We start from the raw sequence: 14,576 nt of genomic DNA on the forward strand, positions 1-14,576 counted from the left end.
GCAAATAAAAGGTGCAACCCTGTAAAAGTGCTTGGCAACTGCGCAAACACTGTCTAAAAATAATGCATATAACCCTTCTGCACGAAAGATCATCATTTGCCCCCTCCGGAGTTGTCAGTCCCGTTCAGCATCGGCTCAGTCGCGATCCGTAATCGCGCGGTGCTGGCGCCCATGTCGGGCGTGACAGATCTGCCTTTCCGTCAGCTCGCCTGGCGTTACGGCGCGGGCCTTGTTGTGACTGAAATGGTCGCAAGCCGGGAACTCGTCGCCAATCGTGGGGAATCCTGGGCGCGGCTGAAAAATGCCGGGATGGTTCCGCATATGGTGCAGCTCGCCGGACGCGAAGCGCGTTTTATGGCGGAAGCGGCAAAAATTGCGGCTGATAATGGCGCTGGCATCATCGACATCAATATGGGTTGTCCGGCCAAGAAGGTGACGGGCGGTTATTCCGGTTCGGCCTTGATGCGGGATCCTGATCATGCGCTGTCGTTGATCGAGGCGACCGTCGGCGCGGTCGATGTGCCCGTGACGCTGAAGATGCGGCTCGGCTGGGATGAAAACACCATCAATGCACCCGAAATTGCCCGCCGCGCTCAAGCCGCTGGCGTCCAGCTCATCACCATTCACGGCCGTACCCGCATGCAGTTTTACGAAGGACAGGCGAACTGGGACGCCATTCGCGCCGTGCGCGAGGTGATTTCCGTGCCGCTGATCGCCAATGGCGATGTCGAGACCGCCGAAGATGCGCGTGAAATCCTCAGCCGTTCCGGCGCGGATGCCGTCATGGTCGGTCGCGGCGCACAGGGGCAACCCTGGCTGCCGGCGGTACTGGCCGGACATGCCGCGCCGCAACGCGCCGATATTTCCGATATCGCCGTCGAACATTACGACATGATGCTCGAATTTTATGGAAGGGAAGCCGGTCTTCGGCATGCCCGCAAACACCTGGGCTGGTATCTCGACCGTTTCGCGACGGAGATCGCCACCACCGACAAGGCTAAAATCATGACATCGCGTGATACGGGGGAAGTGGCTGATCTGCTGCGCTCCGCCCTTTGCGACAATGCGGGCGAAGAAGCCGCAAGGAAGGCCGCATGAGCGCTGATAAACACAGCCCGGCAGATGCGAATCCGCTCGCCATGGCGGTTCTTAACGCGGTGCAGAATCCCGTTATTCTGGTGGATGCCGAAGGTTTCATCGCTTTTGCCAATTGGGAAGCAGAAGCCTTTTTCGGGGCCAGCGCCTCCCATCTCGCCCGCTACCGCGTCTCCACCTTCATTCCCTTCGGCAGTCCGCTGCTTGCGCTGATCGATCAGGTGCGGGAACGCCGCGCGCCGGTAAATGAATATCGGGTCGATCTGAGCTCCCCACGGCTTGGACAGGACAAGCTCGTCGATCTCTATGTCGCGCCCGTTGTCAGCGAGCCGGGGTCCGTTGTCGTCGTCTTCCAGGAACGGTCGATGGCTGACAAGATCGACCGGCAATTGACCCACCGGGCTGCTGCACGCTCTGTGACCGGCCTTGCCTCGATGCTGGCGCATGAGATCAAGAACCCGCTTTCGGGCATTCGTGGTGCCGCGCAGCTTCTCGAGACATCGGTTGCCGATGAGGACCGTGCGCTGACACGGCTGATCTGCGACGAGACCGATCGTATCGTCTCCCTGGTTGACCGTATGGAAGTGTTTTCCGACGAGCGTCCGGTGGACCGCGTGCCGGTCAACATCCATTCGGTGCTCGACCATGTGAAGGCCATAGCCAAAGCCGGCTTTGCCCGTAACATCAAGATTTCCGAGAATTATGATCCATCGTTGCCGGCGGTCTATGCCAATCGCGACCAGCTGGTGCAGGTCTTTCTCAATCTGGTGAAAAACGCGGCGGAAGCCGTCGGAAATCAGTCGGAGGGCGAGATCGTGCTGACGACGGCATATCGTCCTGGCATGCGCATGTCCGTGGCCGGCAGCCGCGAACGCATCTCGCTGCCGCTTGAATTTTGCGTGCATGACAATGGGCCGGGGGTGCCGGCCGATCTCCTGCCGCATCTCTTCGACCCCTTCATCACCACCAAGACGAATGGTTCGGGCCTGGGTCTGGCGCTTGTTGCCAAACTGATCGGCGCCCATGGCGGCATTGTCGAATGCGACAGCCAGAACCATCGCACGACTTTCCGCGTATTGATGCCCGTCTCGCCTGAAGTGGCGCTGGACGACCGCATCTTGCCGAACTCGACAGGAAATGACAGATGACAGCTACTATCCTCGTCGCCGATGATGATGCCGCGATCCGCACCGTGCTTAATCAGGCGCTCAGCCGTGCCGGTTACGATGTGCGCATCACGTCCAATGCCGCAACGCTCTGGCGCTGGGTTTCTGCCGGCGAGGGCGATCTGGTCGTTACCGATGTTGTGATGCCGGATGAAAACGCCTTCGATCTGCTTCCGCGCATCAAGAAGGCCCGCCCGGATCTGCCGGTTCTGGTGATGAGTGCCCAGAACACCTTCATGACCGCGATCAAGGCCTCGGAAAAGGGCGCTTACGATTACCTGCCCAAGCCCTTCGACCTGACGGAACTGATTGCCATCATCGGCCGCGCCCTGTCGGAGCCGAAGCGCAAGCCCGCCAAACTCGACGACGATATGCAGGACGGCATGCCGCTCGTCGGCCGCTCGGCCGCCATGCAGGAAATCTACCGGGTTCTCGCCCGCCTGATGCAGACCGACCTGACGCTGATGATTACCGGCGAATCCGGCACCGGCAAGGAACTGGTGGCGCGCGCGCTGCATGATTACGGCAAGCGCCGCAACGGCCCCTTCGTCGCCATCAACATGGCGGCAATCCCGCGTGATCTGATCGAATCCGAACTGTTCGGCCATGAGAAGGGCGCCTTCACCGGCGCGCAGAACCGCTCGACCGGCCGTTTCGAACAGGCCGAGGGCGGCACGCTGTTTCTCGACGAAATCGGCGATATGCCGATGGACGCCCAGACGCGGCTGCTGCGCGTATTGCAGCAGGGCGAATATACGACGGTGGGCGGACGCACGCCGATCAGGACCGATGTTCGCATCGTCGCCGCCACCAACAAGGACCTGAAGCAGTCGATCAACCAGGGCCTTTTCCGCGAAGACCTCTATTACCGCCTGAACGTCGTGCCGCTGCGGCTGCCGCCGCTGCGCGACCGCGCCGAGGATATTCCCGATTTGGTGCGCCATTTCATCCAGACGGGTGAGAAGGAGGGGCTGGAAGGAAAGCGTTTCGAGACCGAGGCGCTGGAAGTCATGAAGGCCTATGCCTGGCCCGGCAACGTGCGCGAACTCGAAAACCTGATCCGTCGCCTGATGGCGCTTTATCCGCAGGAAGTCATCACCCGCGAGATCATCGAGCAGGAATTGCAGTCGGATGTTCCAGACAGCCCGCTCGACAAGATGGCGGTCCGCACCGGCTCGTTGACCATTTCGCAGGCGGTCGAGGAAAACATGCGGGATTATTTCGCAAGTTTCGGCGAAGGCCTGCCGCCGCCGGGTCTCTACGACCGTGTTCTGCGCGAACTGGAATATCCGCTCATTCTCGCCGCCCTGACGGCGACGCGCGGTAACCAGATCAAGGCTGCCGATCTTCTTGGCCTCAACCGCAATACGCTGCGCAAGAAGATTCGCGAGCTTGGCGTTTCCGTGTATCGCAGCTCCCGCCCCAGCTGAGAATGTTGACAAGGCCGCAGTCGTCGTTGCATTTTCGCCACATTGTGTTGCTTGGAAAACACTAGGATGGAGAGAGATTCGCCGGCACGAGGTGGATTCGCCCATTTTCATGAATGTGGTGCTGGCTAGCCAGCGATTGGGAGAAATGCATGCGGAAACCCGCCGCCGAAAAAGCCGTTGCCGAAGACGCAGCGGGAATGGTGGTAGCCGATCGCAGGATGTCTTTCGCTCTGCCGGGGCTGGTGCTTGCCGGTGTCGCCCTTGTTTGCGCCATACTGACACTTTTTGTGCTTCTGGGCGTAACACCGATTGCGCCGACATCGAATGTTGTCATCGCCTCGGTCGTCATCAATTCGATCTTTGTGATCGGACTGATCTTTCTCATCGGTCGGGAAATCAACCGTCTGCTGAAAGCGCGGAAAAAGGGCAGGGCGGCGGCACGATTGCATGTGCGCATCGTCGTGCTGTTTTCCATCGTTGCGATTACACCGGCCGTTCTCGTCGCCATCTTCGCCAGCCTGACGCTGAATGTCGGTCTCGACCGCTGGTTTGCGCTACGTACCCAGTCGATCGTCGATTCCTCCAGCAATATCGCCCAGGCCTATATGATGGAGAATGCCGGTTATCTTCAGGGGCAGACCCTGTCGATGGCCACCGACCTCGACCGCAATCGCGCGCTCTTTTATCTCGACCGCACCGGCTTCGTCGATCTCATGACCCGTCAGGCCAAGGGCCGTGGTCTTCTCGGCGCATTCCTGGTGCAGGAAGACGGCGACGCCGTTGCGCAAGCCGATATCAAGACGGAAAAGCCGCTTCCAGCCATTCCGCATGATGCACTTGAAAAGGCCGCCGCTGGTCAGCCGACCCTCATTCCGCCTGGCATCACCAATCTCGTCGGCGCCATCATCAAGCTCGAGGGCATCAGCGGTACGTTCCTTTACACCGTGCGTGCCGTCGATCCCAAGGTAATGGGCGCGATGCGGCTGATGGAAGAGAACCGCGCCGAATACAAGGCGATGGAGGCCGGCCGTGCGCCGTTGCAGATTGCGTTTGCAATCCTCTATCTCGGTTTTGCGCTGATCGTACTTCTGGCGGCGATCTGGACCGCGATTGCGGTGGCCGACCGTATCGTGCGTCCTATCCGTCTCCTCATCAGCGCCGCAGACAGTGTCGCCACCGGGAACATGCATGTGCTGGTTCCCGTTCGCGCCATCGATGGCGACGTGGGCCGCCTGTCGCGCACCTTCAACAAGATGGTCTCGGAACTGCGCAGCCAACAGGAACAGATCATTGAAGCGAAAGATGACATCGATGATCGCCGCCGTTTCATCGAGGCCGTATTGTCGGGCGTTACCGCCGCCGTTATCGGCATTGATGAAAACCGCAGGATCACCATCGTCAATCCTTCTGCTGAAGAATTCGTGGCGCTTTCCTCCGACCAGCTGATCGGTGCGCAACTATCTGATATCGCGCCTGAAATCGAAGAGGTCGTGACGGAGGCCAACACCTGGTCGCGCGGAAATTTCCGCAAGCAGATCAACATCATGCGGCGCGGCACGGAACGGACGCTCAATGTGCAGGTGACCCGTGAGGATGCGCGCGACAGCCGCGACAGCTACGTCATCACGCTCGACGATATCACCGATCTCGTCATTGCCCAGCGCTCGACCGCCTGGTCCGACGTCGCGCGGCGTATTGCGCATGAGATCAAGAACCCTCTGACACCTATCCAGCTTTCCGCCGAGCGCATCAAACGCCGCTTCGGCAAGCAGATCGACGAGAACGACCGCGCCATCTTCGACCAGTGTACGGACACCATCGTCCGGCAGGTTGGTGACATCGGCCGGATGGTGGATGAATTCTCGGCCTTTGCGCGCATGCCGAAGCCCACGAAGGAAAAGTCGGACCTGCGTTCGATCTTGAAGGACGCGGCATTCCTGCGCGAAATAAGCGCCGCCGACACGAAATTCTCGACGGAATTTGGCGATGTCCCGCTGGAGGGCATGTTCGATGCCCGCATGCTGGGACAGGCGTTCGGCAATCTCATCAAGAATGCAACGGAAGCGATCGAGGCGGTGGAAGGCGAAAAACGGCCAGGCAAAATCCTGGTGCGCGCATCCTTCGACGAGGCCAATTCGCGGTTCGTGGCTGACATCATCGACAATGGCAGAGGCCTGCCCGTCGAGAACCGTCACCGCATTCTCGAACCCTATATGACGATGCGGGACAAGGGCACGGGCCTCGGCCTCGCCATCGTCAAGAAAATCATCGAAGAGCATGGCGGGTATCTGGAACTCCACGATGCCCCGCCGGAGTTCGACCATGGCCACGGTGCCATGATCAGAGTGCTGCTGCCCTATATCGAGGCGGTCGGCGGCAAAAATAACAAGGAAGCAGCATATGGCGTCTGATATTCTGGTCGTGGATGACGAGGCGGACATTCGCGAAATCGTAGCGGGTATTCTTTCCGATGAAGGCCACGAGACGCGCATGGCGTTCGACAGCGACAGCGCGCTGGCCGCCATTTCCGAACGCGTTCCGCGTCTCATCTTTCTCGACATCTGGATGCAGGGGTCGAAGCTCGACGGTCTGGCCCTGCTGGACGAGATCAAGAGCCGCCATCCCGATATCCCTGTTGTGATGATTTCCGGTCATGGCAACATCGAAACCGCCGTCAACGCCATCAAGCGCGGGGCGTTCGATTTCATTGAGAAACCGTTCAAGGCAGACCGCCTGATCCTGATTGCTGAACGCGCGCTGGAGAACTCCAAGCTGAAGCGGGAGGTGCAGGAACTCAAGAAGCGCACTGGCGACGCGGTTGAACTCGTCGGCGCGTCGCTTGCGGTTTCCCAACTTCGCCAGACCATTGACCGCGTGGCGCCCACCAACAGCCGCATCATGATCCTCGGCCCCTCCGGTTCCGGAAAGGAGCTGGTGGCGCGCATGGTGCACAAGAAATCCTCGCGTGCCACAGGACCTTTCGTTGCGCTGAACGCTGCGACGATCACGCCGGACCGCATGGAAATCGCCTTGTTCGGCACGGAAGGCCTGCCCGGGCAGCCGCGCAAGGTGGGCGCTCTGGAAGAGGCCCATCGCGGTGTTCTCTATCTCGATGAAGTCGGCGAGATGCCGCGCGAAACCCAGAACAAGATCCTGCGCGTGCTGGTCGATCAGCAGTTCGAGCGCGTTGGTGGCGGCAAGCGGGTAAAGGTGGATGTGCGCATCATCTCCTCAACCGCCCATCACCTCGAAAGCCTGATCGCCGAAGGCCAGTTCCGCGAAGATCTTTACCATCGCCTCGCCGTGGTGCCGGTGAAGGTGCCGGCGCTGTCCGAGCGGCGTGAGGATATTCCTTTCCTCGTCGACATGTTCATGCGGCAGATTTCCGAACAGGCCGGCATCCGCCCGCGCAAGATTGGCGATGACGCTATGGCCGTTCTCCAGACGCATGACTGGCCGGGTAACATTCGCCAGCTCCGCAACAATATCGAGCGGCTGATGATTCTGGCACGCCCCGAAGGCGGTGAGGCACCAATCTCGGCAGACATGTTGCCGGCGGATATTGGCGACATGCTGCCGAAGATTTCGGCGCAAGGCGATCAGCACATCATGACACTGCCGTTGCGCGAAGCACGTGAAATGTTCGAGCGGGACTATCTGGTCGCCCAGATCAACCGCTTCGGCGGCAATATTTCACGAACGGCGGAATTTGTCGGCATGGAAAGATCGGCACTGCATCGCAAACTGAAATCTCTCGGCGTATAAGACACGAAGGCCCAAGTCGTCGTAATCGATTATTCCGTCAGAGAGACAGCATGAAAGTCATCATTTGCGGCGCAGGGCAGGTGGGTTACGGCATTGCCGAACAACTGTCGCGCGAGGATAATGAGGTATCGGTCATCGATACCTCCGCGACCCTCATTACCGCCATTACCGAGACGCTGGATGTGCGCGGTTATGTCGGCCATGGCGCCCATCCCGACATGCTGGCAAAGGCGGGTGCGGACCAGGCCGACATGATCATCGCCGTGACCCTGCATGACGAGATCAATATCGTCGCCTGCGAGGTCGCGCATGCGCTGTTCAGCGTTCCGACCAAGATCGCCCGCATCCGCGACCAAAGCTATCTGAAGCCGGAATATGCCGATCTGTTCAGCCGTGAAAACATGTCGATCGACGTGACGATTTCGCCTGAAGTCGAAGTCGGCAAGATGGTACTCAGGCGCATCGCCTTTCCGGGTGCCACCGATGTCGTGCGTTTCGCCGACGACACGGTTTTCATGCTGGCAATCGAGTGCATGGAGGACTGCCCGGTCATCAACACGCCGCTGCAGCAGCTTTCCAACCTCTTTCCGGACCTTATCGCAACCGTGGTGGGTGTCTACCGGAACGGCATCCTCAAGGTCGCGCACTCCTCCGAGCAGCTGCGCGTCGGCGACCTCGCTTATGTCATCTGTCAGCGACAGCACGCACGCCGCACCCTTGGCCTCTTCGGCCATGAGGAGCAGGAGGCGCAGCGCATCGTCATTGCGGGCGCCGGCAATATCGGCCACTTCGTCGCGCAGAAGATCGAGGAGTTGCAGCCTAAGACGCGGGTAAAAATCATCGAGGCGGATCGCGACAGGGCTATTGCCGCATCGGAACAACTCAGCAACACCATTGTCATGCATGGTTCGGCGCTGGACCAGAAGATTTTGCTGCAGGCCGATATTCAGGATGCGGATCTGATCGTGACGCTCACCAACAGCGATCAGACCAATATACTGGCGGCGGTGATGGCCAAGCAGCTCGGCTGCAAATCCAACCTTGCATTGTTGAACAGCTCGTCCTTTCACGAGGTTGCGGATTCACTCGGTCTCGACGCCTATATCAATCCCCGGGCCGTTACCATTTCGCGCGTGCTCCAGCATGTGCGCAAGGGCCGTATCCGGTCGGTTTATGCCGTTCAGCGCGGCTCGGCGGAGGTAATCGAGGCAGAGGCGCTGGAGACTTCGCCGCTGGTCGGCCAGTCCTTCCGTGATATCGATATGCCTGATGGCGTGCGCATCGGCGCGATCTATCGCGACGGTGTGGTGATCCGCCCGGACGGCAGCACGAAGATCAAGGCGAAGGACCGCGTCGTGCTGTTTGCATCTGCCGATGCGGTGCGCGACGTGGAACAGCTTTTCCGGGTTTCGATACAATATTTCTGACTGTTTCGAATCGAAAAAGCAGGTCAATACTCGTACTCATTCGGCTGTTTTCGCCGTTGCGGAACAGGACACGATTTGATACCAGAGTTGCAGGTCGGCCAAGCGGGGGACTAGACTCGGCCGGCTTATTATTGATTGATTATTTTCCGGTATCCCTGCCGGCAAAAAAGAAAGAAGCGGCGCCATGGCGGAACGTTCTCAAAACCTTCAGGATCTTTTCCTCAATACCGTTCGTAAGCAAAAGATTTCGCTCACGATTTTCCTGATCAACGGCGTCAAGCTGACGGGCGTTGTCACTTCCTTCGATAATTTCTGCGTGCTTCTGCGCCGTGACGGTCACTCGCAGCTTGTTTACAAGCATGCGATCTCCACCATCATGCCCGGCCAGCCGATGCAGATGTTCGAGAGCGAAGAAGGCGCAGCCTGATCAGGCTCCCTCAACGGTATCTTCGATATAAGCTGACCTGAACCGGGAACATTTCCGGTTCAATCAGGTTAATCCAGATAGTCGTCCGCACGGATGCGGTCGGCTGCAAATTCATTTCTTGATAAGGCTGAACCCATTACGACGCGCGACACCTCGAACGAATCGATCATCCCCGAACAGGAAAAGCACCGCGACGACATGCGTGCGGTGGTCATCGTGCCTGTCCTCAAGCAGCAGCGCGAAAGCCGTGATGCGGTGGCGGGTCCGGTTTCTCCTGTACGGTCTGTTGAGGCCAAGCTTGAGGAAGCAAAGGGGCTGGCGCTCGCCATTGATCTTGAGGTGACGCAAGGTCTCGTCGTGCCGGTCAACCAGCCTCGTCCGGCGACTTTGTTTGGAACCGGCAAGATCGAGGAAATCGGCCATCTTCTGGATGAAACCAATTCCGGTCTGGTGATCGTCGATCATCCTTTGACCCCGGTGCAGCAGCGCAATCTTGAAAAGCAATGGAATGCGAAGGTCATCGACAGGACGGGCCTGATCCTCGAAATCTTCGGCCGCCGCGCCTCCACCAAGGAAGGCACGTTGCAGGTCGATCTTGCGCATCTGAACTATCAGAAGGGCCGCCTCGTCAGAAGCTGGACCCACCTTGAACGCCAGCGCGGTGGCGCGGGCTTCATGGGCGGTCCGGGTGAAACGCAGATCGAGGCCGACCGTCGGCTGCTGCAGGATCGCATCGTCAAGCTCGAGCGCGAGCTGGAGCAGGTGGTGCGGACCCGCCAGCTTCACCGTGCCAAGCGCCGCAAGGTGCCGCACCCGATCGTGGCGCTGGTCGGGTACACCAATGCCGGCAAGTCCACCCTGTTCAATCGCATTACCGGTGCTGGCGTTCTGGCGGAAGACATGCTGTTCGCGACGCTCGATCCAACCTTGCGCCGTATGAAGCTGCCGCATGGCCGCACGGTTATCCTGTCCGATACCGTCGGCTTCATCTCCGATCTGCCGACACATCTCGTCGCCGCTTTCCGCGCAACGCTGGAAGAGGTGCTGGAAGCCGATCTTATTTTGCACGTGCGCGACATGTCCGATCCGGATAATGCCGCCCAGTCGGCCGATGTGCTGCGCATTCTTGGCGATCTCGGTATTGACGAGAAGGAAGCCGAAAAGCGCATCATCGAGGTCTGGAACAAGGTCGATCGTCTCGAACCCGAAGCGCATGACGCCATCATTGAGCGCGCCGAGGGCCGCTCCGATATTCGTGCCGTTTCGGCGGTCACGGGCGAGGGCGTCGATGCGCTGATGGACGAGATTTCCGGCCGTCTGTCAGGTGTCCTGACGGAAACGACCGTAGTCCTCTCCATCGAGCAATTGCCGCTGATCTCCTGGGTCTACAGCAACTCCATCGTGGATAGCCGTGAAGACAATGAGGACGGTTCGGTTTCGCTTGATGTGCGCCTCTCGGAAGCGCAGGCCACCGAGCTGGAACGGAAGCTTGGAAAGGCAACCATCCGCGAGCGGGAAGACTGGGAGCAGTAAGCGCTCCGAGAACGATTGCGGTATATTCCCTTATACTCAACGTCATCCTTGGGCTTGTCCCAAGGATCTAAACACACAGATACAATCAGGACGTCGCAGATGCTCGGGGCAGGCCCGAGCATGACGCAGGAGAGGTTTTAGGTTTTCGTCACCACAGTCGAAAGCACCGGGCGCTCTGAATTTTTCGGCATATCCGGGTGATCAGGACGAAACCATATCCAGCGAGCGTTCGATGCGTTTTGCCGCCTGCCACAGGTCTTCCATTCTCTCAAGGCTCGCTTCCTGAAGCGTCTCGCCATTTTCGGTGAGCGACGTCTCGATGTGATTGAAACGCCTGCGGAATTTCGTATTGGTGCCGCGCAGCGCGTCTTCCGGATCGGCTTTGACATGGCGGCCGATATTGACCAGCGCGAAGATGAGATCGCCAAGTTCATCAGAGACCTTCTCCGGCTTTCCCTCCGCCAGCGCTTCACGCAGTTCGGCGATTTCCTCCTCGATCTTGTCGAGAATGGGGGCTGGATCCGACCAATCGAAACCGACGCGCGCAGCCTGTTCCTGCAGCTTCAGAGCCTCGGTCAGAGCCGGCTGGCTACGCTGCACACCGCCTAAAAAGCCGGCCTTGAAATCCTCGGTGATACCGCGCCGGGCGCGGCGTTCCGCACGCTCGCGCTTTTCCTCGGCCTTGATCTGGTCCCATTGCAGCTTGACGCTGTCAGGCGTATTGGCGGCGGAAACGGCAAAGACGTGCGGATGGCGGCGGATCATTTTGGACGTAACGGCCTCAACCACATCGCCAAAGGCGAATTCGCCCCGTTCCTCGGCGATGCGGGCATGGAAAACCACTTGCAGCAACAGGTCGCCCAGTTCTTCGCAAAGATCGTCCATATCCTTGCGCTCGATGGCGTCGGCAACCTCGTAAGCCTCTTCGATGGTGTAAGGCTTGATCGTCTCGAAGGTCTGGACGACATCCCAGGGGCAACCGGTTTCCGGCTGGCGCAGGGCTTCCATGATCTCGATCAGGCGGGAAATATCCTTCGAGGCTTCCATAGTCTTTCAAACCTTCGTTCTTTGTTTTCATACATATCCAGGCGGAAAACCGTCTAGAAATGCTCTAGTTCAGCGGAATGTCATTGTCGCTTTTCGATGACTGGTAGGTGGTGGAAAGCTCGTCGTAGGCAGCCTTGATGCGGGCCGTCTGCGCCTTCAGCTCGGTCTTCAGCGGATCGTCTTCGCTCTCCACCAGATCGGCAATGAAGAAAGAGTTCCAGAAGGCGTTGCTGCGGCGATACCCGCCCGGCTCCAGCCCGAAAACTTCCTTGAGGATTTTCAGGTCGTGCGGGATGGCGAAAGCGTCGCGCGAATCCTCGTGGCTGAAAAAGGAGTAGAAATTGTCGAAGCCGGCCCAAGTGATGGCGGACATGCACATGGTGCAGGGTTCATGGGTGGAAAGGAAAATCAATTCCTTGGTGTTCGGCTTCTCACCTAGCTCGTAAAACCGCTTCAGCGCGTGTACTTCGCCATGCCAGAGCGGGTTTTCGAGCTCGTTATTCGTCTCCGCTATCACCAGCGACAGGTCGGATTTGCGCAGGATCGCCGCACCGAAAACCTTGTTGCCGAGGCTGACGCCGCGCGCCGTCAGGGGCAGGATATCGTGTTCGATGACATCGAGAAGACGGGCGGCGATGGTCGAGCTGGTCAAGGGTCTGATCCTTCGTACCGCCTCCGGGTGAAGCGGTTTTTGCATGGTGAAATCGACGAAAATAGTCCTTTCTTGTTCGGCGCGAGGGACTGGTTTGTCAAGGGATTCTCATGGGATTTCGAGGCGTTCGACAGGGGTGAAAAAGGTGTGCCGGTTAGTTTTCCTCAAAAATAGGGGTGTTCGAGAAATAAAAATCCAGGTGTCGGAAAGGCTTGAATTTCTGTTTCTTCAATCTTGCGCCGCAATGCGGGATAAATGCCCGATGCACAACGAACACGATTTTTCCGCTTCTGGCGATCGCCTTTCGACCTTCCCCGCGTTCTTCCGGGTTGAGGGACGGCAGGTCGCTGTTTTCGGCAACGGTGACGAGGCCTTTGCGAAGGTAAGGCTGCTTGCCAATACCAATGCACATATCATTGCTTATGCCGACCAGCCGGAAGCGGATTTTGCGCGCTATATCAGCGAAAGCGGCATCGATCATCGGGCCTTGGGTTTCGCGAGCCAGCTGATTGAAGGCGCGACACTGGTTTTTGCCGCCACTGGAGACGAGGCACTGGACCGTGAGATCGTTTTGGCTGCGCGCGCCAAGAAAATCCCCGCCAACGCGGTGGATCAGCCGGAGTTCTGCGATTTCTTCACGCCGGCACTCGTCGCCCGCGCACCCGTCGCCATCGCCATTGGCACCGAAGGCGCAGGCCCGGTTCTTACCCAGATGATCCGCGCGCGTATCGACCAGATGCTGTCTCCGTCGCTCGGAAAGCTTGCGCGCCTCGCCGTGCAATATCGTGACGTCGCCGAGCAGAATGTTCCCAAGGGCGCGTTGCGGCGCAACTTCTGGCGCCGGTTCTTTTCCGGTGCTGTCGCAGATGCCGTCGCTCTCGGCGATACATCTTCCGCCCGCCATGCCGCTGACCGTTTGCTGCAATCGCCCGAGCGCAGCGAAGGCCGCGTCTGGCTTGTCGGCGCTGGTCCCGGTGCGGAAGATTTGCTGACGTTGCGCGCGCAGCGCGTGCTGATGGAAGCCGATGTGATCGTCTATGATGCGCTGGTGCCGCAGGCAATCGTTGACATGGGGCGCCGCGATGCCGAGCGGCTGTCCGTCGGCAAACGCAAGGGCTGCCACAGCAAGTCGCAGGATGAGATCAACCGCCTGCTGGTACGTCTTGGTAAAGACGGCAAGCGCGTCGTGCGCCTCAAATCCGGTGATCCGCTGGTCTATGGCCGGGCGGGAGAGGAAATGGCGGCGCTGCGCGATGCCGGTATCGGTTACGAGATCGTTCCGGGCATCACCTCCGCCTTCGCCGCTGCTGCGGATTTCGAATTGCCGTTGACGCTGCGCGGTGTCGCTTCGTCGCTGATTTTCACCACCGGCCACGACCTGACCGGCGATGTCCTGCCGGACTGGGCGCGGCTTGCCGTCTCCGGCGCGACCATTGCCGTCTATATGGGCCGCAGCGTTGCCGCTTCGGTCGCGACAAGGCTTATCGAGGCGGGTCTCGGCGTGGAAACGACGGTCGCCGTCATAGAAAATGCCAGCCGCGCGGATCGTCGCCTGCTGCATGGCACTCTGAACGATCTGCCCGACCTCGAACATCGCGACGAACTGACCGGTCCGGTCATGGTCATCATCGGCGATGCGGTGGCGGGCGCCAATTTTGACAGGTCCGAGGCGCTCGCGCTTGTTGCGCGGCCAGCGAACCTTAAAAGGGAGTATGCAAATGGCTGACAAGGTTTTGACCGCCAACCGCCTGGGCGATGGGATCGCCGTATGGCTGGATGCCAATGGCGAATGGACGGAGAACCTGCAGGACGCAATCGTCGCCCGCCACGCAGAGGCCGTCACTTCGTTCGAGGAAATCGGCAAGCGGGATTTTTCCGCCAACAAGGTCGTTGACGTGAATGTCATTGACGTTGTGGAGGAGAATGGCAAGCTTTGGCCGACGCGGCTTCGTGAGCGCATTCGCGCCGCTGGCCCGACCATGCACTATGCCAACGGCTTCAAGCCGGCCGATGCAGCATTCATCGCAGTCTGAG

The 14,576-nt window shown here is 59.3% G+C and carries 12 protein-coding genes; 10 read left to right on the top strand and 2 right to left on the bottom strand.

Annotation, left to right across the window (positions count from 1 at the left end):
- Positions 1 to 111 precede the first annotated feature (111 nt).
- The 8 genes from dusB (at position 112) to hflX (ending at position 10,843) form a co-directional block, all read left to right on the top strand.
- The gene (gene dusB, locus CRO62_RS24600; RefSeq protein ID WP_323455524.1) at positions 112 to 1,098 is read left to right on the top strand and encodes a tRNA dihydrouridine synthase DusB; all 987 of its coding nucleotides are present in this window, start codon (positions 112 to 114) and stop codon (positions 1,096 to 1,098) included.
- Positions 1,095 to 2,243 carry a two-component system sensor histidine kinase NtrB gene (locus tag CRO62_RS24605; protein ID WP_003512904.1) on the top strand — a complete coding sequence of 383 codons (1,149 nt, stop codon included), beginning with the start codon at positions 1,095 to 1,097 and terminating at the stop codon, positions 2,241 to 2,243. Before dusB ends, CRO62_RS24605 begins: the two co-directional genes overlap by 4 nt.
- Complete coding sequence (gene ntrC, locus CRO62_RS24610; RefSeq protein WP_003512914.1) at positions 2,240 to 3,691, top strand: nitrogen regulation protein NR(I); 1,452 nt, start codon at positions 2,240 to 2,242, stop codon at positions 3,689 to 3,691. The genes CRO62_RS24605 and ntrC overlap by 4 nt, the downstream gene beginning before the upstream one ends.
- Before the next feature lie 149 nt (positions 3,692 to 3,840).
- A complete protein-coding gene (locus CRO62_RS24615) occupies positions 3,841 to 6,102 on the top strand; it encodes a sensor histidine kinase NtrY-like (RefSeq protein ID WP_097102462.1) in 2,262 nt (753 codons plus the stop codon).
- Positions 6,092 to 7,456 (top strand): sigma-54-dependent transcriptional regulator, encoded by a 1,365-nt coding sequence (locus CRO62_RS24620; RefSeq protein ID WP_003512918.1) that lies wholly within the window; start codon positions 6,092 to 6,094, stop codon positions 7,454 to 7,456. The genes CRO62_RS24615 and CRO62_RS24620 overlap by 11 nt, the downstream gene beginning before the upstream one ends.
- Positions 7,457 to 7,506: 50 nt before the next feature.
- Positions 7,507 to 8,883, top strand: coding sequence for a Trk system potassium transporter TrkA (gene trkA, locus CRO62_RS24625; RefSeq protein WP_003512920.1), 1,377 nt, complete (start codon positions 7,507 to 7,509; stop codon positions 8,881 to 8,883).
- A 184-nt stretch (positions 8,884 to 9,067) separates the two neighbouring features.
- The gene (gene hfq / locus CRO62_RS24630; RefSeq protein WP_003496145.1) at positions 9,068 to 9,310 is read left to right on the top strand and encodes an RNA chaperone Hfq; all 243 of its coding nucleotides are present in this window, start codon (positions 9,068 to 9,070) and stop codon (positions 9,308 to 9,310) included.
- 93 nt (positions 9,311 to 9,403) lie between these two features.
- Positions 9,404 to 10,843, top strand: a complete 1,440-nt coding sequence (gene hflX / locus CRO62_RS24635; RefSeq protein ID WP_179784618.1) for a GTPase HflX — start codon at positions 9,404 to 9,406, stop codon at positions 10,841 to 10,843.
- Positions 10,844 to 11,044: 201 nt separating this feature from the next.
- Here the strand turns inward: hflX and mazG are convergent, their stop codons facing one another.
- Together mazG and CRO62_RS24645 are read right to left on the bottom strand one after the other, a co-directional pair.
- Complete coding sequence (gene mazG / locus CRO62_RS24640; protein WP_003512925.1) at positions 11,045 to 11,890, bottom strand: nucleoside triphosphate pyrophosphohydrolase; 846 nt, start codon at positions 11,888 to 11,890, stop codon at positions 11,045 to 11,047.
- Between the two features lie 64 nt (positions 11,891 to 11,954).
- Entirely contained in the window at positions 11,955 to 12,542 is a 588-nt protein-coding gene (locus CRO62_RS24645) for a deaminase (RefSeq protein WP_097102464.1), read from the bottom strand.
- A 262-nt stretch (positions 12,543 to 12,804) separates the two neighbouring features.
- Here CRO62_RS24645 and cysG point away from each other — a divergent pair, with 262 nt between their 5' ends.
- Positions 12,805 to 14,268: a siroheme synthase CysG gene (gene cysG, locus CRO62_RS24650; protein WP_097102466.1), complete on the top strand. Its 1,464-nt coding sequence runs from the start codon at positions 12,805 to 12,807 to the stop codon at positions 14,266 to 14,268.
- Positions 14,261 to 14,575: a DUF2849 domain-containing protein gene (locus CRO62_RS24655; protein ID WP_097102468.1), complete on the top strand. Its 315-nt coding sequence runs from the start codon at positions 14,261 to 14,263 to the stop codon at positions 14,573 to 14,575. Before cysG ends, CRO62_RS24655 begins: the two co-directional genes overlap by 8 nt.
- The last annotated feature ends 1 nt before the right edge of the window (position 14,576 follow it).

It is taken from the genome of Rhizobium sp. AN6A (assembly GCF_900215635.1).
Taxonomy (GTDB): domain Bacteria; phylum Pseudomonadota; class Alphaproteobacteria; order Rhizobiales; family Rhizobiaceae; genus Agrobacterium; species Agrobacterium tumefaciens.

Excerpts from the sequence above, each read along its gene's own strand:
- CRO62_RS24605 (WP_003512904.1), top strand. The coding sequence starts at position 1,095 with ATGAGCGCTGATAAACACAGCCCGGCAGATGCGAATCCGCTCGCCATG.
- ntrC (WP_003512914.1), top strand. The coding sequence starts at position 2,240 with ATGACAGCTACTATCCTCGTCGCCGATGATGATGCCGCGATCCGCACC.
- CRO62_RS24615 (WP_097102462.1), top strand. The coding sequence starts at position 3,841 with ATGCGGAAACCCGCCGCCGAAAAAGCCGTTGCCGAAGACGCAGCGGGA.
- CRO62_RS24620 (WP_003512918.1), top strand. The coding sequence starts at position 6,092 with ATGGCGTCTGATATTCTGGTCGTGGATGACGAGGCGGACATTCGCGAA.
- trkA (WP_003512920.1), top strand. The coding sequence starts at position 7,507 with ATGAAAGTCATCATTTGCGGCGCAGGGCAGGTGGGTTACGGCATTGCC.
- hfq (WP_003496145.1), top strand. The coding sequence starts at position 9,068 with ATGGCGGAACGTTCTCAAAACCTTCAGGATCTTTTCCTCAATACCGTT.
- hflX (WP_179784618.1), top strand. The coding sequence starts at position 9,404 with ATGCGGTCGGCTGCAAATTCATTTCTTGATAAGGCTGAACCCATTACG.
- mazG (WP_003512925.1), bottom strand. The coding sequence starts at position 11,890 with ATGGAAGCCTCGAAGGATATTTCCCGCCTGATCGAGATCATGGAAGCC.
- cysG (WP_097102466.1), top strand. The coding sequence starts at position 12,805 with ATGCACAACGAACACGATTTTTCCGCTTCTGGCGATCGCCTTTCGACC.
- CRO62_RS24655 (WP_097102468.1), top strand. The coding sequence starts at position 14,261 with ATGGCTGACAAGGTTTTGACCGCCAACCGCCTGGGCGATGGGATCGCC.